This is a genomic window from Pedobacter nutrimenti (assembly GCF_003208655.1).
Lineage (GTDB): Bacteria > Bacteroidota > Bacteroidia > Sphingobacteriales > Sphingobacteriaceae > Pedobacter > Pedobacter nutrimenti.
In genome coordinates, this window is sequence record NZ_QKLU01000008.1 from 1 (window position 1) to 18433 (window position 18433).

The 18433-nt window shown below is 37.4% G+C and carries 19 protein-coding genes; 10 read left to right on the forward strand and 9 right to left on the reverse strand.

The window, feature by feature from the left end; all coding sequences use genetic code 11:
* Window positions 1–144 precede the first annotated feature (144 nt).
* Complete coding sequence (locus B0O44_RS19585) at window positions 145–612, forward strand: hypothetical protein (RefSeq protein WP_110833806.1); 468 nt, start codon at window positions 145–147, stop codon at window positions 610–612.
* Window positions 613–690: 78 nt separating this feature from the next.
* Entirely contained in the window at window positions 691–1383 is a 693-nt protein-coding gene (locus B0O44_RS19590; protein ID WP_110833807.1) for a hypothetical protein, read from the forward strand.
* A 238-nt stretch (window positions 1384–1621) separates the two neighbouring features.
* Here B0O44_RS19590 and B0O44_RS19595 read toward each other — a convergent pair whose 3' ends face one another.
* On the reverse strand, window positions 1622–2491 hold the full coding sequence (locus tag B0O44_RS19595) for a hypothetical protein (RefSeq protein WP_110833808.1): 870 nt from the start codon (window positions 2489–2491) through the stop codon (window positions 1622–1624).
* Between the two features lie 231 nt (window positions 2492–2722).
* Between B0O44_RS19595 and B0O44_RS19600 the strand changes: the two genes are divergently transcribed.
* Complete coding sequence (locus B0O44_RS19600; protein ID WP_110833809.1) at window positions 2723–3592, forward strand: hypothetical protein; 870 nt, start codon at window positions 2723–2725, stop codon at window positions 3590–3592.
* A gap of 540 nt (window positions 3593–4132) precedes the next feature.
* On the opposite strand, the gene B0O44_RS19610 is transcribed toward B0O44_RS19600, so the two are convergent.
* From B0O44_RS19610 to qatA, 6 genes are all read right to left on the reverse strand, one after another.
* Complete coding sequence (locus B0O44_RS19610; RefSeq protein ID WP_110833811.1) at window positions 4133–5113, reverse strand: hypothetical protein; 981 nt, start codon at window positions 5111–5113, stop codon at window positions 4133–4135.
* Between the two features lie 108 nt (window positions 5114–5221).
* Complete coding sequence (locus B0O44_RS19615; protein ID WP_110833812.1) at window positions 5222–5638, reverse strand: hypothetical protein; 417 nt, start codon at window positions 5636–5638, stop codon at window positions 5222–5224.
* 6 nt (window positions 5639–5644) lie between these two features.
* Window positions 5645–6391, reverse strand: a complete 747-nt coding sequence (qatD, locus tag B0O44_RS19620) for a Qat anti-phage system TatD family nuclease QatD (protein ID WP_110833813.1) — start codon at window positions 6389–6391, stop codon at window positions 5645–5647.
* The gene (gene qatC, locus B0O44_RS19625; RefSeq protein WP_110833814.1) at window positions 6388–7731 is read right to left on the reverse strand and encodes a Qat anti-phage system QueC-like protein QatC; all 1344 of its coding nucleotides are present in this window, start codon (window positions 7729–7731) and stop codon (window positions 6388–6390) included. The genes qatD and qatC overlap by 4 nt, the downstream gene beginning before the upstream one ends.
* Before the next feature lie 4 nt (window positions 7732–7735).
* Entirely contained in the window at window positions 7736–8638 is a 903-nt protein-coding gene (gene qatB / locus B0O44_RS19630; RefSeq protein ID WP_110833815.1) for a Qat anti-phage system associated protein QatB, read from the reverse strand.
* Between the two features lie 2 nt (window positions 8639–8640).
* Window positions 8641–10536, reverse strand: coding sequence for a Qat anti-phage system ATPase QatA (qatA, locus tag B0O44_RS19635; RefSeq protein WP_110833816.1), 1896 nt, complete (start codon window positions 10534–10536; stop codon window positions 8641–8643).
* Between the two features lie 569 nt (window positions 10537–11105).
* Here qatA and B0O44_RS19640 point away from each other — a divergent pair.
* Together B0O44_RS19640 and B0O44_RS19645 are read left to right on the forward strand one after the other, a co-directional pair.
* A complete protein-coding gene (locus B0O44_RS19640; RefSeq protein WP_110833817.1) occupies window positions 11106–11990 on the forward strand; it encodes a NotI family restriction endonuclease in 885 nt (294 codons plus the stop codon).
* A complete protein-coding gene (locus B0O44_RS19645) occupies window positions 11987–12880 on the forward strand; it encodes a DNA adenine methylase (protein ID WP_211321423.1) in 894 nt (297 codons plus the stop codon). Before B0O44_RS19640 ends, B0O44_RS19645 begins: the two co-directional genes overlap by 4 nt.
* A gap of 204 nt (window positions 12881–13084) precedes the next feature.
* Here B0O44_RS19645 and B0O44_RS19650 read toward each other — a convergent pair whose 3' ends face one another.
* Complete coding sequence (locus B0O44_RS19650; RefSeq protein ID WP_110833818.1) at window positions 13085–13432, reverse strand: hypothetical protein; 348 nt, start codon at window positions 13430–13432, stop codon at window positions 13085–13087.
* 401 nt (window positions 13433–13833) lie between these two features.
* Here B0O44_RS19650 and B0O44_RS19655 point away from each other — a divergent pair, with 401 nt between their 5' ends.
* From B0O44_RS19655 to B0O44_RS19665, 3 genes are all read left to right on the forward strand, one after another.
* Window positions 13834–14220, forward strand: coding sequence for a Rossmann-fold NAD(P)-binding domain-containing protein (locus B0O44_RS19655; RefSeq protein ID WP_170123376.1), 387 nt, complete (start codon window positions 13834–13836; stop codon window positions 14218–14220).
* Between the two features lie 58 nt (window positions 14221–14278).
* Window positions 14279–15634 (forward strand): oxygen-independent coproporphyrinogen III oxidase, encoded by a 1356-nt coding sequence (hemN, locus tag B0O44_RS19660; protein ID WP_110833820.1) that lies wholly within the window; start codon window positions 14279–14281, stop codon window positions 15632–15634.
* 85 nt (window positions 15635–15719) lie between these two features.
* The gene (locus B0O44_RS19665) at window positions 15720–16316 is read left to right on the forward strand and encodes a Crp/Fnr family transcriptional regulator (protein WP_110833821.1); all 597 of its coding nucleotides are present in this window, start codon (window positions 15720–15722) and stop codon (window positions 16314–16316) included.
* Window positions 16317–16450: 134 nt separating this feature from the next.
* On the opposite strand, the gene B0O44_RS19670 is transcribed toward B0O44_RS19665, so the two are convergent.
* On the reverse strand, window positions 16451–16855 hold the full coding sequence (locus B0O44_RS19670) for a hypothetical protein (RefSeq protein ID WP_110833822.1): 405 nt from the start codon (window positions 16853–16855) through the stop codon (window positions 16451–16453).
* Window positions 16856–17123: 268 nt separating this feature from the next.
* Between B0O44_RS19670 and B0O44_RS19675 the strand changes: the two genes are divergently transcribed.
* A complete protein-coding gene (locus tag B0O44_RS19675; protein ID WP_146229877.1) occupies window positions 17124–17498 on the forward strand; it encodes a hypothetical protein in 375 nt (124 codons plus the stop codon).
* 112 nt (window positions 17499–17610) lie between these two features.
* A complete protein-coding gene (locus B0O44_RS19680) occupies window positions 17611–18423 on the forward strand; it encodes a FixH family protein (RefSeq protein WP_110833824.1) in 813 nt (270 codons plus the stop codon).
* The last annotated feature ends 10 nt before the right edge of the window (window positions 18424–18433 follow it).

Sequence of the window (18433 nt, forward strand, 5' to 3'; positions counted from 1 at the left end):
CAGTTTCACTGAAATACGCAACACCTAAAAACTAGCTTTTTTAGCTAAAAAGCTATATTTTTTAGCTAAAAAACACGTGTTAATCATCGTTATTTATTTCAACAAAAAGCCTAATTTAACTACAGCAAAAGTTTAATGTAAATTATGACAAAAAGTGAATTTATAACATTACATATCGACGCAATTCTTGCCCTGACAACTGCTGATGCTAAAAAGAAAGAATTGACAGTCTTATTATTCCAATACCTGCTCAGTTTTAAAAAACGAGAAGTTGAATTTCACATTGACCACTTCGCCAAATACTCAGGCCTGGCGGCATCATTTTTAAATCAACCTTATGATACCTATAAACAACCTGATTTTGCAGCTCCGGTTATGGATGTTTTCGGACTTCGCCACCTGTTAATAGATGAAAATAAATACCAATCGTTACTGGAGTCTGCATTGATTTTATTAATGATGTCCAATATTGACATATTTCCTGAAAGATATTTCCATTACACTGTTATATCATCCATTATAAAATCAGATAAAAAGGACGAATTTTTTGCTTCGGAATTCCAGGCCCGCTTTTCTGAGGATTTCTGGCATCAACTTAAAACACTAAAGTAGTACCCCTAATAATAAATTAAATAGCTGCTCAATGTTTACCTTAGCGGTATTTATTCTAAGACACTAAACAAGTCCTAAATGACAATTAAAGAATATCCCATACTTAAATACGTGGACAACAATGAACTCACACGGGGCATTTATACGATGTTGGACAATTCGGGATATAATGAAGATGGCATAACTGACATTGAAAAGAGCTTTAAATATTTTGCCGGAAGAGCAATTCATATCAACCATATATCCCAAGAGGTGCTTGGCTCGCTAGAAAAGACACCTAATTTCATGCGTGATAAGACTTTATTGGCTGGTACGAAAGAAAGTGCAGGGTTACTTTTACTGCCAAAAACTATTTTACCAGATTTTAGCAATGTTCCTGAATATGCCGAGGCAAATCCGTCAGCTTATCCCATTAATGCCATATTGTATTCCTGGCTAAGTTTTAATAACCATGATATTATAGACGGGACTTTCGACCCTGAAGATGCTTATCGAGGTGATGACGGTCGGTCATTGGTCATTATCCCAATTTGTGATGATCGAATTACCCAGGCGACAGATGAGTACCATATGACAAGCAACGATGAAATTTATGGTTGGCCTTGCAGTGAAAGTGAGGGCCGTGAATGGTATGGGACAATTCATGATTTGGTCATGTCACTGATTCTGGTCAATACCTTTCCTGATGTTTATGATCACATTATCACCGATCACCCTGCTAAAAGACAAATCGTAGTCTGTAATTATAACGACATTGAAGTAATTGCATAGATGCCATTTCAAAAAAGGCACAGTTATGAATGTCCTAGGACATATTTATTGAAAACTGCGATTAGTTGGAAATGCCTCGCACACACTTGCGGCCTGCAAAAACGGGCCAACCCCACAGAGGCCGTAGCAGGTTTTTGCTTTGGGTGTTTACGGAGAAAAGACACGGCGAATAATGGGCGGCAGTAGTAGATCCGAGGTTTGTCTGTTTAAACCTAGCCAATGCCGAATGGTGTCGACATTAAATATAATCTGTCATTTTTGGAGGATATCCGACCGGATACGCACCATATACATCAATATAAGTTTTTAATATCAGATCGGGTTCCTTATTATAATTTATAAACTCAGTCCCAAAATCAGGAAATACCATCTCGCCGTTTTCTGGATTCCGATCACCAAGCTGCAAAAAGGACGCAATACCTTCCAGAATACCAAATGTGGGATGTTCCGTGCCATCTTCAAAAGCTGTGTTCTTGGCCTCTATTTCCCTTTTTAAGCCCAGGATAAAATCAAAATAAAATTCTCTAAAATGCCAATTAATCCCCGCTGATTTTAAGAATTTAAAGATATGCTCATAAACAGGTCTTAGGTCGACCCTGGATGCTTTTTTATAAGGGTGCCGGAGATAAGTACTATAGAAAAAATACTCCTTAGAAGTCAACCCCATCTCGTAAACTAGTTTTTGTACAGTTTGACCATAATGATCGGAACCCCCAAAACCGTAATAATAATTGTCTTGGTTATATATTTTGCAACTACCACCAGCGATTTGATAAAATAATTCGCAAAGCATGGCAACTATTTCATCTGGAAGATGATGCGGCATAGGCTTATAACCTGGTATAAATTCTTCAAAAGTAAGCAAGGGTGGATTCCTGACAAGAATTTTCTTTTCCCTTTTATCGTCTTTAAATCGCATGGCGCGGATGCGGCGGTACATTTGGTATTCTTCTGCTAAGGTTTGGTGATAATAGTAGAAGAAGGGACTTTTTGTAAATCCTTCTGGTGCGATTGAACCAGTTAACTGCGGAATGGTTTCTAATAGTTTCTTTAATATTAACTCAGCATCTTCCGAAGGGAGAAATTGGCCGTCAGACAATAGATTCATAAGCAATAAGTTAGTTATACGAATTTATCGTTTTCTCGGGGATTTGCCAACCTAGTAAGTGTTTAACTTTTTTTGTAGTGAAATTCAAAGGAAATTATATTGGGGCTTAATCATTTTATTAATACACATCTCGCAATTGAAACTCAACGAGTATTGAGGTTTGGTATTTCTTAATTATGCAATAGATTAATGCTGTTGATTGATTACTTTTGTTTACTCTAAATTCTCTCAATGAAAAATATGATTTTTATTATTGCCTTTTGTATTGTTGCAGGCAAATCAATGGCTCAGAAATTTACTGAGAACTACTTGGCAGATGACTTTAAATTGTACAAGGGATTGTTATTGAAGCTAAATCCTCAAGCGATTTCCGGGTTTGGGCATTCCTTTTATGAAAAAATGGATTATGTTCAGAGCATGTATGACGGTAGGGTGATTTACCCGGAAAAGAAATATACCTTCAATACACAAAAAGATAGTCTTTTAAACCGTATTTTCCGTGTACAGAATATTGTCAATAAATCGGGTGCGGATTATAACGGCGAAACTTATCTAGAAAAGCCAATATTTGTTCTTCAGGATACAGTAAGCAAGCAACTTATTTACTATAAATATGATGCAGAATATGAGCATAATTTCCCATTTTTGACATCTCCGATTAAATACGATGAACAGGAGCTATGTTCAAGAATTGAACGAGATGTGGATGAATTTACAGGAAAGATTACAATAAATTCTCCTATGTCGTCTGGTCATAGCATCAGCAACGTAATCCTCTATAAAAATATTCTGAAAGGTAAAATTGTATATTATCTAAGTTTAAGGACAATCGGCAGCACCTTGAATGTAAGGGAAAAAGGTGTGTACATTATTTTTTCAGACGGGACGAAATGGTCAAGGCCTACAGAGGAAATAGAGGTTGAGGCTGATAAAAACGGCTATGAGTATTCGGCATTTATTACGCTTAGTGCTAATGACTTGTTGACTTTTAGTGGGAAAGGAATTAGAAAATTCCGACTCTTTATTTACGATGAAAGCGTGAACTCAGCTGATGCAGATAAATTCAAGACCTATGTGAAATGCGTCAGAAAAGCTAAATAGGACTATTTTATTTAATACCCACAAGTTAGCAAACCATTTTTTGTTAGGAATCCCTTTGTAGGTTAATTATCTTGGTTAAGATTAACAAACTTCTCCATAGGGTTAGTACAATAATAATCAACCCTACTATATTAAAGAAATATATACAAATGTAGTGTTGTTCTGGTAACAATATCTTCAAACTATAGCCGAGAACCGTAATGAAAATCAATGACTTAACGCAGTTTTTCAATAGTGAAACAGTTTTAAAATACATTTCACTGGCAAAAAATATATCAAATAATGGGTCGTCCTCAGTATAATTTTCCCTGGTAACTCGACTGCCACTTTTGAAGGTAATAAGTACTGTCAATAGTGTCAATATGAATCCGGCAAGCGTTAGCGAGATTGTAGTCAGATCGGATGCCATTGACATGATTGCTTCACTCTTAGGTAGTACTAATATTTGCTCATGATAGAATTTATAAACGATCATACAGAATATAATTGCGATTAAATAATCGTAGAGTAATGGTTTTTTAAAGTAGCGATCTAGAGTGTTCATATTGAATCAACAAATTCGTTAAACTCAGTTTCTATCAATTCATACCACTGGCGGAGTTTGGTTATTTTTTTTAAATCTACTTCCCTTACCAATTCTTTTTTACCTTTTAGTAGATTGAAAACCTCTTCTTGACCATCCTTATCTTCATATTTTACCACAAAACTCTCAAATGCTTCAATATTAAAAGGTCTACCTTTAAATCTTTTAAGCATCGTTTTTATCATGCCATTTGCTTCCTTATTTATTTCTGTACTTGTAACGGTATTACCAGGTGATTGATACATCGCCTCTAATTTGATGTACTTTGGTTTTAATAGATTTCCAAAGGAATTTATGCCAGTTAAATATGATCCTGTTAGGTCAGAGTCTAGATGTACCAGTTTTTTTGGCTGAAGCTTTATATCAATATTTAACACATTTTTTAGTTCAGCCAAAGTTTTATCTATAGTTGAATCCATAAACATGGCCAGTTCAGTCGCTTTGGAAATCCTAAGGGTTTCATGCCCGACATTTCTAAAATAATATTCTATGTCTGATGCACGTGGGCCATGATAATTGAATTCTGTACAAAGAACAAGTTGAGACTTGCTGTAATCGATAAAAAAATGCGTTTGTTCAGCAATTGATCCTATTGTCGAATCCAACGGAATCAATTTGAATTTGTCTGCTGGTTTAAGCATCGGTACTCGTCCTGCCCGGAGAAGGGCAATCGTACACCGGATTCTTTTATCCTTTGGCATAATAACAGCACTCGAAATAAACAACTCTCTTGGAGTTTCACCAATCCGTTTATGGTGACGGTCAATCAAATGGCCTTTTCCTTTGTGAATTTCATTGGTTACATAGGTAATTATTTTGGTAAGTATGTCAGCATTTGTATACGATGCATCATTATATGGTGTGAACTTTAAAGAATAAAGATTAAACTTTATTGTCGTTAACTTTTCGTTCGGGTCTGGAGCGTCTCCTGTACTCATAATATTTTTGTCAATTTACAATTATGGTTAATAAATAGATCATTGTTAGGCATTTATCGATGAAATGATGATTTCCCAATCAATTTTAAATTTTTAGTTTCTTGACTTTCATTTTGGGTTGAGTTGTAAATAGATTTGAAGCAGTGTCAACACCGCAGTAATAAGAATACTTGCTATAGCAATATTAACTGCTTTTTTTGCCAGTTTATTGGCGTCAAGCGCTTCGCTCCGAGCGGATTTTGCATCTTCTCTAGCAGCAGCTAATGACTCGTAGTTTAATAAATATGTTAAGGCTTCTGGTCTTAAATAGTATTGGCCCTGAAAATTTAAAACAGGCTTGTCACCATTTTCTCTGACAAAGTCCTGTCTGAAAATATTGATTAACATCGTGTTACTTTCTGTTATTTTATATTCAAGGTGGAAACGAATATCGTTTTTGGTTATAAAATCAAATAGATTTTGAAATGTAATCGCATCGAATCCACTTGCAAATTTTAATATTCTTATGTAAGCATCCATTTCCATCAATAACTATTGTAGGAGTTTTCTAAAGTTTTCATATATCGTATTTTTCATGGCTTCATCCGTCCTGTTTTTTATAGTGGCTAACCCTTTGATAGTATAATTTAATGAGGAAAGCCTATCTTTTATTATATTGTCAAATGTGAATGGAGCATCCGTTTCAGTGAGTAACAGTTCTTCAGGAATATTTCTGATGTTTTCTCTTGACCTATTACTCTGAAGCATCTTATGGTTGATGGAAAAATAGTACCCATAATCAATGGCTTTCATCATATCAGTAGTTCCGCCAGTATACCAGTGTAAAATTACTTTACTTGATGACGAATCCCCTAACTGATCGAATATGGTTTGGATTACATCTCTGGCAGCATTTCTCGTATGAACGGTTAGTATTTTATTCCCACTCTCTTTAATCTTGATTAAAATGGATTTCAAAATGGTTAGTTGTTGACTATATGTTTTTATGTATTCCTTTGAACCGTCCATTCCAATTTCACCAATAAATCTCGACTGGAATATTAGTTTCTCCATAATTGGTAGGGTCTGCTGAAATTGTCCAATCAATTCGGGGTGTAGCCCAATTGCTACTCGTATGTTTTTACAAGATGCAAATAATTGAACATTTGGCTCATAAAATGACGGGCTATTGGTAACGGTTATGGTTTTAATTCCCAGGGTATCCTCACGATTAACGTTGTTTTGGATATCTTTAAATAAATCGAGGTGACAGTGGGTGTCTACCAAATAGCTGCTCATATCAGTTTCACTTGCTTTATTAAATTGTTAACTTCTATTAAAGAACGCGAATATAAATCAATGAAAGGCAATACATCCTCACCAAGTGGGCCTGTCAATCTAATAGCGGCAGTTAGGAAATTGGGGTTTTTCTTTACTTTTTCGACCATAAACTTAAATGCGAGTATATCTGCTCCTTCCGCTTTTGCTATACTTAATCCCTGATGGCCTATGATTTCAGTCCGATAAGGGTATTTATCTTGCTGTTCACTTGCTAAAAAAGCTGCTTTTCTAATTATACAGGGTACACAATAACCGCAATGTAGGTTGCCCAACCCCTCATACCTTCCTGATGGGTGACTGCAAGACATTGTTTCGGTGTTTACTACTAGGGATTTATTTTTGCAATTAGTTAGCATCTCACCTTTGGTCTGATATTGATAAGGGTTGCTGATCTTTACCCCTAAATTTAATGCATTGAATAACTGCTGCATTTTGGAAAAATAAAAGGGATGAGTTGTTCTGGTGCTATGTGACCCGGTACGCAAAGGGGTTAGGGGAATATTTAGACTGATCATCCCGTTTTCTGGTACAACCAAAGTAGAATTAGCATTCAACACCGATGCACATATAGCCCCTAACGTCAAGAAAAGGAACGATCTTCCTCGTTCGGTATCTTCTTGGCTATCAAAAAGGTTGGTCTTTGGGATAGCAATATGGGTTGATATTTGCTGAGGACTGAGGAGCGGATATGCTGCCACAAGTGCATCGCCGCATATTTTTTGAAACTTTGATACATCTCCACTTTTTTTATGCCCTACTAAAAGTGGCCTAACATTGCTCTCTAATAAATCAATTGCACCAATAAAACTGTCCATGCCGCCTGAAAAGAGGCAAACAGTATCGGTTTCATAGGGCATTTTATATCTCTTTAATTTCCCCCTAGGAGATAGCTGTAGGTCTGTTCCAGCCCTTGGTCTAAAGATTACTGTCCAAATATCTCCTGTAAGGAATTTAAAAATTCTTTCTAAATTTTCCTTTTGGTTATTCCAAACAGAAACGTCGCTTACCGGGATAAATAAGTCAATTATTCTTGTCCAGCCATCTTCTGCAAAATCTTTTCTATTGATTCTAGTATCTGCTCCATACATTACAGCAGCGATCACTAATAAGTCCATTGAAAGCTCAGAAGGTTCAAGTTTAAGCTTTTTAAGTGACTTTAGGAAGGCATGTAGACTTACATCATATTGATCGTAGTTTCGAAAAAGCGACAAGTTGGCTTGTCTCAAGTAGGTGCCTTCAGGTAAATTGACACCAGTATCTTCATTTCCAACAAGGGCAATTAAGGCAATTTTTCCCATGATATTAATTATTAATACCGCCTAAAGTATCAAAGGCGGAACGGTAAATGTTTTCAATTTGTTTATTCAGGTCAGCTTTATCACCTAACTGAGTTGCGACTATCTCCGGCATAATTGTATTTCTTACCAGTCCACTTATGATTTGATAAGCATTATTCTCAACTTCCAGTAAGACTGTAATGTCACTTTCTAGGGCCGTCATTTTGTTACCCAAATCGCAAATGACCCGTTGTGCAATGGTTTCCTCAATAAAGATAGCTAGCATCACTTCGACCTGTTCGTTTGTTAGAGTATTGAGGTCTAAATTTTCAATATCACAGATACGCGTAACAGTGTTGGCGTATGCTAGTTTAGTTATTGCGTCGTCTTGGGTATTGTCGAAGGCATTTGCGTGATCTCTGAAGATTTCATCACTCAACGCCGAGAGGATTTCTAAGGCGGAACGTCCCTGATAGGATGTAAGATTAAATGTTTGTAAAGACGCATCTAACCCTTCATTTTTGACTTTGTTTATGGCATTATAGAAGTCAACAACCCTGATAACAGACGGTTGCATCCGACGTGCCATTACCCTAGTGTTACCGCTGGCACTTTTGCTGTAACCCCTTACAGCATCTTTGAAGGCCTGTTGATTATTCCCGCCGCTTCTTACAAAATTATTGAAATCTACTTTCGGCTGCCTAAATCTATTTGTATTGGGTGGTGGAGAATTCGTAGGAACGTTATCGTCAGCAGGTGGTGTTGGTGGTTCTGGGCCATTATCTGGGTTAGGAGTGTCTTGCTCCGGAGGAGTAGGTTGTTCCTGGTCAGGGGGTGTAGGTGCTGGCCCAGGAGCCAAATCTGGTATCCATGACGGAATTAGAGGATTGGAGCCACTTGCTCCACTCGAAGGAGATGAAGTTCCCATAGTTATTTATTTTGCTTAAGTGTTATCACGGCATAATCTTTTAGAATCTTGTTTTCGGTTTGGGTAGACCATGCACGTAGTAATAGTGAGAATTCTTGTTGGGCTGATGGCTCTTTCAGGCCAGCCAATTGACTTATTGCCCATACACCTAATGATCCAGGCGGGTAAGAGGACAACAGTTTAACCACCCTAATCTCAAGTGCAGGGAAGCATTGGATCAACTTTAACAGACCTTTTATTTGTTTTGGTAACTCTTTAAGATTCGGTGAGCTTCTACTTTCATTTTCTAAAATTTCATAGAGTCTTATTGCTTCTTCTTTATCTAGATCTGGCAATGCCTTAGCAACAGTATTTAATGCCATATCAGAGTTACTGTTTAGTTTTTCTAATATATCCAGTAGTCTTGGAGACAATTCGTCATTTAATTGCAAACCAATTGCTTTTTCTTTGGATATAAATACATAAGGTCTTAAATCAGTATCTCCCAAAATTGGCTCGATTTTTACCCATTCTACTAATCTTTCAGGAAAATTAAGCTCATCAAGTTGCGATTCTGTCTCCGTTTCTTGTTCAGATTTTAGCTTATCTAAGTTCCCCTCAATTGTTTTTACTGTTTCAGAAATTCCTTTTTCGGTACTTACAACTTCCGATACGAGCTTTTCAAAAATCTCCGTTTCAAAACGCTCCAGTAACATCAATTTAGCCAAAACACCTAGTTCAATATTATCCTGGAGTCCATAGATTTTTGAGATTCGCATCCTTAAAAACAAGGTATTTAAAAAGCGTTTTATATTTCTAGGATTCCCTTTTAAACCATTGGTCAAAGTTGGGCCCAACCGATCTGCAATAAGTAGAGTCTTTTTTAATTCGGTGGTATTGTCATTTAATGCATCCTGTATCACCTCATAGGTCAAAGGAAAGTTTTCGTACGGAGTTTTTCGCTTACTGACAAATAATTCATAGATTTTTTTCAGTTCTATAAAATCATTTTTAAGATGAAACTGTAGCATCAGAAATTTAATGTAGTTTCCCGTTTGAAGCTGATTCAATAAAGGAATCCTGATCGGTATTTGAATAAGTTTTTCTAAATAATTTTTGGTGTATTCCGAGTAGCTTGCTGGTAAATTTGGAAAATGCTCCCTAACCGCATATTCAATCATTTTTTCATCAGCGGAAATTATAAAGGTGGTGCCTTCAACGAATAAGAATAGCCGTATGGCTTCTAGAATTTCAATGACGGACTTAGGTAAACAACGGTCTAGGTCATCAACAAGTACAATGACTTGATCGACTTTTGATTTTTTTATCAGTTCAATAAATTCTTTCCTAAAAGCCTGAATTTGATCCGTTACAGTTTCTTCTTCTACGTCTTTCAGAAAGCCATCTTCCCCAGATTCAAATGGACTATTGCTATCGGCCTCTCCTGGGGAGATTATTTGCTTACCCTTTTTTATAAAACTTGAAATCCCACCTAAAACTGATCCCATTGGTATTCCTGTAACTCCAGTCAGGACTGCGTTGGCCGAGACTTTTGCCACTTTAAGCCAGTTTACTCGTTTGATAAGGGACTTGGCGAGATTCTGGATTTTAACATTTCTGGGCTGTAACTTTGCCAATTCAGAAACTACTGTTTCCATTAACGCCGTTTTTGCATCCTCGTACCCTTGAAATAACCAACCATTAAACATAATAGTATGCGCATTTATCAATTGCGCTTTGTTTTGTTTTTTGATTTCGCTTTGTAGTAGAGAAAGAACAGATGATTTTCCTACACCCCAGTCACCATAAATCCCGATGGTTAGTGGCCTAAGATGATTGTCGCTTGTAATTTCAATAACTGTTTGAGCAATTTTTTCATGATCTAACAGGTCGATGTCAGTTTCTTTGTCGTTCCACATATTTGGTTATTTAAGAATACTTTGTTTTGAGGATTCAGTACGGAATTGTGATGTGAAAATAAGAGATCAAGTATTTATGATTCTATATTTTCGGTATCTGGTTTGGAAACCACCTAGTTGATTAGTAAAATTTACTTAAACGGGAGGTGATCCGTTATGCGGTTTTATGCGAATAGAATTATCCTTAGATAAGGCAGAGAATGATGAGATTGAGAACTTAATTTTATAAGCCATTGCAGCTAAGAGGTTGATTTGTTTATCAATAGTAAATAATTTTTAGTTATCAACCAAATAATTAATTTATGATATCCAACCGTTTTTGGCGGTTATTGTGTAAGTTGGATTTGTAATTCGGATTCAAATTGGTTCATTTAAAGCATAAACGCTCGAATCAAAGCCCCAACGAGGATAATTAGTGCAAACGCGAAATGATTGACCCTTATTATGTGAGAAATGGTGTATTCTTAGGTATTCTCTGAAAGTATTCTCAGAAGGAGATACTTTTTTTCTTGAAAAAAAACGCCTTAAATGTGGTCTTCAATGAACAACATAATTATTACTTTTGGTAAATGAGTTCAGAAAAGAAAGATTTGCAACCTCTAGGCGAAGTTTTTGGGTTTCCTATCAATGATGAAAGTGAAAGAGCAAAGCGTTATCGGGACAATAAACTTTGTCCATACAACAATATTGTCTCTAACTGCACTAAAAATAGCATTGAATTCCCCTTAGGAGTGTGCAGTTTAAACCATAAGGATAAGCAGGTGATTATATGTCCGATTAGATTTAGAGAAGATTGGACGATTATCAGTGATGCTGCCAGCTTTATATTTAGCGAGAAATCAACATGGACTCATGTTGGTGAGGTTAGATTAAAAGACAAACATGGCAAATCTGCTGGCAATATTGATTATGTTCTAGTTTCATATGACGATAAAGGAAGAGTGGTTGATTTTGGTTCTTTAGAAGTGCAAGCAGTATATATATCAGGAAATCTTACTGGCCCCTTTACTGCTTATTTGGAATCCCCTACAGAGTCATTCACGTGGAATCACGCATTTAAATATCCTAAGCCCGATTACCTTTCTTCTTCGCGAAAGAGACTAATCCCTCAGATCATTGCTAAGGGGTCTATTCTTAATCAATGGAAGAAGAAACAAGTGGTTGCATTACAGACGAGCTTTTACAATACTTTACCGCCTCTTCCAGAGGTTGACAAATCGTTGTCAGATTTTGCATTCTTCCTTTATGATCTTGTGCCAGATGTTGGGACAAAAGTATTGTCACTTAAGTTACAAAGAATAATATATACTAACTTTGCAAGTGCGCTAGAACAGATTGCGAAGTTTGAAGCAGGTTCTATCATTCAGTTTACTGATGTGCTCCAAAAGAAATTGGATGCGAAGAGAGCAGGTAATTCTAATTTGGACACCGTTGAAAGTATTGTAGTAGAATGAACAATCAAATAAAAATGTTTGATATTGAAGAGAAAAGAGATGCACATGCAGTTGTTAATGTGGCATCTGTACCGCAAAGGAGTCCATTTAGATATCCCGGCGGTAAAACCTGGCTTATACCAAGAATTAGGAAGTGGCTTAAACAAGATCAATCAGTAGTAAACTTAATGATTGAACCTTTTGCGGGTGGGGGAATTGTCAGTCTAACTGCGGCTTTTGAGAAATTAGCTAATCACATTACAATGGTTGAGCTTGATGACGAAGTTTCCGCTGTCTGGCAGACCATACTTAACGGCAAGAATCGGTGGCTAGCAGAGAGGATATTCAACTTTGACCTTACACATGATAATGTGAATAGTGAATTGACAAAGCCCGATAAGCAGTTGTCCGATAAGGCCTTTTGCACGATATTGAAAAACAGAGTTTTTCATGGCGGGATACTTGCCAAAGGTTCAGGAATGATTAAAAGTGGAGAAAATGGTAAAGGGATTACCTCACGATGGTACCCCAAAACCCTCCGAGATAGGATTCTTGCTATTGGATATGTTAAAGATAAAATTGATTTCATCGAAGGAGACGCATTTAAAGTTATCACAGAAAACTTAAATAACGAGGGTGCATATTTTTTCATTGATCCACCCTACACTGTTGCTGGTAAAAGATTATATACTTGTTATGATATAGATCATGAAGAATTGTTCAGGCTAACTTCATTGATTAAGGGTAGGTATATGTTGACTTATGACGATACACCTGAAATAAGACAGCTGGCAGAGAAATATAATTTGGAGTATAGACTAATCCCGATGAAAACAACTCATCATACTCAGAAGAATGAGATTATTATATCAGATAATTTCTCGTGGTGGGTTGAAAATGATCTTCGATAAAAACTGTATAATGCTTATAAAACTACCTCAAAGTGTCTTTGTAGGTTAAAATTACCAGATGGCTGGTTTCGGTGTCGAGACGATAAAAGCTATAGTTAGGATTTTTAGGTATAGCCTTTATCGTCATGTAAAAGAACAGAAAGATAATAAGTTCGAGCTTATCATCATTAAACATTTTAGTCTAAATGCCGGGAGACGCCAATGTTATTTATCGTAGTCTCTAAGGTTAAATGTTCTTGACTCCGATGGTGAATCCGACGTATTAATTTCATCAATAAGTTCTTCAAAACTACCGTCTGCGTAATAATATCTCAAGATTTTATTGGCCTGCCCTCTATCTACTCCTATTTTAGAGAATTTATGCTCTAAGTCATAGAACCCCTTAAAATTCGCCATTTTTGATTCGTCTAAAAAAAACTCATCTAGTATTTTTCCAACCCCATTAATTTCATCTTGTGTGACAAATCCAATCATTTCCAGTTCGTGATCAATAGCGTCTTCAAAACCATTTAATAAGCCATATATCTGTCCAGATGACGCAGAAATCGCCATTTCAGATGTATTTTTTTGAGTCTATAAATCTCACCAAGTATTTTACCTAAAAGAATCTTGTTATCTTTATCAATGTTTTTTTATTGAAAGATAACATGTTTGATTCAAGTCCCAATCAAAATGCCAGATTATTAGAGTAGGTGCTGATTGTCTTTAAAAGGCACTCATGTAGCTTTAATAGGATGCCTACTGTTACTTATTTGTTACTCGCTCGATGTAATGCGTTGATAATTAGAGCTTAATTCTATTCCCAAGAACTCTAGTAGAATAATTATTTTATCTTAGCTAGAGATTCGTGATTTTTGCAAAATTCAAAAACTGATAAAGATCACTAGACTATGCTGATAGCCCTCACTTTTTTGAGAACCCCCAGTCCTTATTTTTGGTATAAAATTTTAAAGATGAGTGCTGTAGCTTATAGTGTCGATCCCCCCATGAAAGAACCGCTTGCGATAGCTTATCGCAAAAAGCATGAAATCACATTGATTGCAAACTCCCTTGGGCCGGGGACGGTTTGTTATGCAGAAGGTAAGAATGCAGTAATTGTGTTTTCAGAAGATGTGATAACTGCCGATCTGCTAAACCTGCTCGCAGAGGCAGGAGTCAAGTATATAGCCTCCTGTTCTGTTAACCGGTCACATATAGATCAGCTGGCTGCGGCACAATGCAACATCAGGCTTGGAAATGTTCCTACCGCTTCACTTATCGGTTTTTTAGAAAGTGAACGTCCGATGACCATCGCATTGGAAATGATTAATAATCTCGACAAATGGCAGGCAGATAGGTGACTGAGGGCAGTTGCATCTGCTCAATTTGTGGTAATCAATAAAAAAATATTAGGAAAATATGGACATCAAACAACTCAACGATAAATATCGGGTAGCCGCTCCAAGGTACACCAGTTATCCAACCGTGCCTTACTGGGATTCTTGTAATTTTACTGAACTGCGCTGGTCTAAACAGGTTTTGCAGTCAAACGACTTTGCTACTGGCATCAGCCTATATATTCATTTGCCGTTTTGTGAGAGCCTCTGCACCTATTGTGGTTGTAATACCCGGATTACTAAAAACCATTCCGTAGAAGGGCCATATATATCCGCAGTCCTCAAGGAGTGGCAGTTGTACCTTCGCCAGTTTTCCACAAAACCCTTAATAAAAGAAATACATCTTGGAGGTGGAACGCCAACCTTTTTCAGACCGGCAAATCTGGAGTTATTGATTACGGGAATTACCGAATATGCTTACATACACCCGGAAGCAGAATTCAGCATTGAAGCACATCCAAATAATACAACCACAGAACATCTGGAAGTTTTATACCGTCTGGGTTTCAGAAGATTAAGTCTGGGTATTCAGGATTTTGACCCAACAGTACAATTTGTAATCAATAGGATACAATCTGTAAAGTCCGTAGCTGATGTTACTGCCGAAGCAAGAAGGATTGGTTATCACTCGGTCAATTACGATCTCATTTACGGTCTACCCTTGCAGAAATTAGAAGGTTTAATCAGCACTATTGACATAGTAACCGAATTGGCACCCGACCGCATCGCGTTTTATAGTTATGCACATGTGCCATGGGTGAGACCTGGACAGCGGAGGTATACCGAAGCGCATCTTCCCTCGGCGGAATTGAAAGCTGAGTTGTATCAGACCGGACGCAAAATGCTGATCGATGCTCGCTATACAGAAATCGGAATGGATCATTTTACGGTGGCGACAGATAGCCTCTATCAGGCACACCTTTCTGGGCGGCTTCGCAGAAACTTTATGGGGTATACCGAACAGTCAAGTCGTGTATTGATAGGTCTGGGCGTGTCGGCAATCAGTGATTGCTGGACTGCCTTTGCACAGAATGTTAAGACAGTCGAAGAATATCTTAAGATAGTGAATGAGGGCCGAATTCCGGTTTTCAAAGGTCATCTCTTGAACCAATCGGATTTGGTGATCCGTCAACACATCTTAAACATTATGTGCAAGGGATTTACTTCGTGGATACAACCCGAAATGCAGGACAAGATTTTTTCGGAGGCGAAATTGAGGCTTCTTGAATTGGCCGATGACGGACTGATTGTCCTGGGACAGTCTGAGCTTAAGGTCACAACAATTGGAAAGCGCTTTCTAAGAAACATCTGTATGGCGATAGATGCAAGGCTCTGGGATTTCAAGCCCGAAACCCAACTGTTTAGTATTGCAGACTAATCTACCGTCTATGTTTTATAAACTAGACAAATCATCCGCCGGTTTGAGCTATACAGAAGAATCTGGTTAGATTAAATAATATTCTATGATAAATGAAAATATACTAGCGGAATTTGGATCCAAAATAGTCACATTCGACAAGGGAGAAATCATTTTCAGAAAGGGCGACATACCAAGATATTATTTCCAAATTTTAAATGGAGGCATAAAAATGAATAATTTTAACGATGAGGGACGAGAATTTGTTCAGGGGCTTTTTAGCGACGGTGACAGTTTTGGCGAGCCCCCTCTTTTTCTGGGCGATACTTATCCAGCGAATGCAGTAACCATAGTGCCTTCAAAAGTCCAGCTTTTAGCTAAGAACAAATTCATGGAATTGTTAATGGCCAATCCCGATATTCACTTACGTGTGACATCGAATCTGGCAAGACGACTTTATTACAAGTCGATTATGGCTTCCGAGATCGCATCAGAAGAACCCGAACATCGAGTGATAAAGTTGATAGAATATTTCAAAACAAAGATTGACAAAAGTCCATCCAGTAGCAAATATAAAGTTCAAATTACCAGACAGCAGATAGCTGACCTTACCGGGTTAAGAGTTGAAACCGTTATCCGGTCAATAAAATCACTAGAGAAAAAAGGCGAATTGGTCATCATAAACCGCAAAGTTTACAGATGAATTAAATTCGTTTTATATGGTCCTTGCCCGAAGCGACTCTCACGTCAGCATTTATTCGACACTACTCATGTCCTTATCTTGACGTGTACATCAATTTGAATGCCATATCGATAAGGGATATACATGCCGCACGTTTAGCTGTCTGGTTTGGATTCACCGGCTGACCTGGGTACAAGTGCAAAAACCGCCTTTTTTTCAATTTGGATGCTATGTGTCAACGCTTGAATTTTGGATTTTAGCTCGATATGGTTCTCCAGCAAAGTCAACTCGATTTTTTTCTCTGAAGCCACGGTGATTACACCTATAGCATGGACAAGGTTTTGCATATTATCTTTTAATTCCTGGCACTGACGAGTTAAATTCAACAGTTTTTCCACGAAGATATTCTTGTTTAAAGGAGCGGAGGTTTTTTGAATAAGCTTTCCTAAGAAAATGAGTTCTGTTGAAAGAAATTCCAATTCTGCTGACCATTGTTTGCCTGTCAGGTAGAGTTCTTGCAACTCGGCATCCAATTCATTGTCTTCTATCGTTGTTGTCATGGTGATGAAATTATAATCAAATATTGCAATGTGTTTGTTTAGTTTGACTGATCTCAATCAGGCTGAAATGTGATCGTCATCATTATGCTATTTGGTCACTAAAAATCTACAGATATAGGGTGGAACTTTTAGTTGACGATGTTAGGAGATCACAGATCCTGCGAGGACGCAAAAGTGATCAGCGTCAGCTTTTCAAACAATGATAATCATTAATGGACAAGCCTTGAGTCATTACTTTTACCTCTTGAATAATAAGCATGATCGCAGGATGAAGCAATTAATAAGTATTGTCTTAGTTTTACTCTTAGGTGTACAGTGCCTAATCCAGTTAGGAATTATAACAGGCTATCAACTGCATAAGGAATATATCGTTAAATCATCTTGCGAAAATAGAAACAAACCTGAAATGCACTGTGATGGAAAATGTTTCTTGAAGAAAAGATTGGCTGACGCTGAAAAAAACAAAAGGCAAGCCTCAGGGATAGAAAAACAGCTGGAAATGCCGTCGTTCCTTGTCGTTGTTGACCAGCACACCTCTTTAAGATCGTTTACGATTATAGACAGCATCAAGCCGCTCATTGCAAATTATACAAATATCATCTATTTCAATATATTTCATCCTCCTTCAGCTGTCTTTGCTTGAATGATCTTGCCAGCTAATATTGTTGGTGTATCCATCGCTGTCACCAATTCTTAACAATTTGCCTTTTCGCGTAGCGAACTGGCTGTTTTATGCTTCTTAATATTAAATCGTCATGAAAAAACTATATGCTTTTGCCTTTTTATTAGTCATTTTTGCCGCCTGTAAAAAAGATGGCAATGCTGTTCCTGATCCTAAAGAGGGTCTCCAAAAAATCTCTGAAGCCTATGCTCCCGGGATATCAACCAAAGTAGAATTATGGGCGAAAAATGGTCTTTCCACAGGATATAATCAGTTATTTGTGATACTTTATGATTCTGTTTCCAACCAGGCTGTAACTAAAGCTGTCATTAAAATTCTGCCTGTAATGAATATGGAAATGAATGGGATGCACATGTCCCATTCGACACCTTGTGTGCAGCCAGAAAGTGATCTGGCTGAAAATACCTTGTTTCCTTTTGCAGCAGTTTTTACAATGGCGGGCAACACAGAACAAAATAAATGGTCGTTTGAAATAAGCATTAAACGAGACGGACAAACCAAGACAGGAATAGCCAGATTAGGAATAAAGGTCGGGCCTTCTTCGCCTGAGCGGGTAAAAATGCTGACAACTGCTGAAGGTGATAAACTGGTAGTCGCTTACTTTTTTCCCATCTCTCCAAAAATCGGAATAAATGAGCTCGAAATCATCGTTTATCGTCAGCAGAATCTAATGAGTTTTGTTCCAGCTGAGGATTATCTTCTTGCCAGCACACCCGAAATGCCAGCCATGGGGCACGGTTCTCCCAATAATGTTGATCCTGCTTATGCAAAAAATGGTGGCTACAGAGGCAAGGTCAATTTTACGATGACTGGTGACTGGAGAATCAATTTGGAACTGACCAGGTCAGGGCAGAAAATTACTACTTTTTTTGACCTTAGCTTTTAAGGAGATGTGG

Excerpts from the sequence above, each read along its gene's own strand:
- B0O44_RS19585 (WP_110833806.1), top strand. The coding sequence starts at position 145 with ATGACAAAAAGTGAATTTATAACATTACATATCGACGCAATTCTTGCC.
- B0O44_RS19590 (WP_110833807.1), top strand. The coding sequence starts at position 691 with ATGACAATTAAAGAATATCCCATACTTAAATACGTGGACAACAATGAA.
- B0O44_RS19595 (WP_110833808.1), bottom strand. The coding sequence starts at position 2,491 with ATGAATCTATTGTCTGACGGCCAATTTCTCCCTTCGGAAGATGCTGAG.
- B0O44_RS19600 (WP_110833809.1), top strand. The coding sequence starts at position 2,723 with ATGAAAAATATGATTTTTATTATTGCCTTTTGTATTGTTGCAGGCAAA.
- B0O44_RS19610 (WP_110833811.1), bottom strand. The coding sequence starts at position 5,113 with ATGAGTACAGGAGACGCTCCAGACCCGAACGAAAAGTTAACGACAATA.
- B0O44_RS19615 (WP_110833812.1), bottom strand. The coding sequence starts at position 5,638 with ATGGAAATGGATGCTTACATAAGAATATTAAAATTTGCAAGTGGATTC.
- qatD (WP_110833813.1), bottom strand. The coding sequence starts at position 6,391 with ATGAGCAGCTATTTGGTAGACACCCACTGTCACCTCGATTTATTTAAA.
- qatC (WP_110833814.1), bottom strand. The coding sequence starts at position 7,731 with ATGGGAAAAATTGCCTTAATTGCCCTTGTTGGAAATGAAGATACTGGT.
- qatB (WP_110833815.1), bottom strand. The coding sequence starts at position 8,638 with ATGGGAACTTCATCTCCTTCGAGTGGAGCAAGTGGCTCCAATCCTCTA.
- qatA (WP_110833816.1), bottom strand. The coding sequence starts at position 10,536 with ATGTGGAACGACAAAGAAACTGACATCGACCTGTTAGATCATGAAAAA.
- B0O44_RS19640 (WP_110833817.1), top strand. The coding sequence starts at position 11,106 with ATGAGTTCAGAAAAGAAAGATTTGCAACCTCTAGGCGAAGTTTTTGGG.
- B0O44_RS19645 (WP_211321423.1), top strand. The coding sequence starts at position 11,987 with ATGAACAATCAAATAAAAATGTTTGATATTGAAGAGAAAAGAGATGCA.
- B0O44_RS19650 (WP_110833818.1), bottom strand. The coding sequence starts at position 13,432 with ATGGCGATTTCTGCGTCATCTGGACAGATATATGGCTTATTAAATGGT.
- B0O44_RS19655 (WP_170123376.1), top strand. The coding sequence starts at position 13,834 with ATGAGTGCTGTAGCTTATAGTGTCGATCCCCCCATGAAAGAACCGCTT.
- hemN (WP_110833820.1), top strand. The coding sequence starts at position 14,279 with ATGGACATCAAACAACTCAACGATAAATATCGGGTAGCCGCTCCAAGG.
- B0O44_RS19665 (WP_110833821.1), top strand. The coding sequence starts at position 15,720 with ATGATAAATGAAAATATACTAGCGGAATTTGGATCCAAAATAGTCACA.
- B0O44_RS19670 (WP_110833822.1), bottom strand. The coding sequence starts at position 16,855 with ATGACAACAACGATAGAAGACAATGAATTGGATGCCGAGTTGCAAGAA.
- B0O44_RS19675 (WP_146229877.1), top strand. The coding sequence starts at position 17,124 with ATGAAGCAATTAATAAGTATTGTCTTAGTTTTACTCTTAGGTGTACAG.
- B0O44_RS19680 (WP_110833824.1), top strand. The coding sequence starts at position 17,611 with ATGAAAAAACTATATGCTTTTGCCTTTTTATTAGTCATTTTTGCCGCC.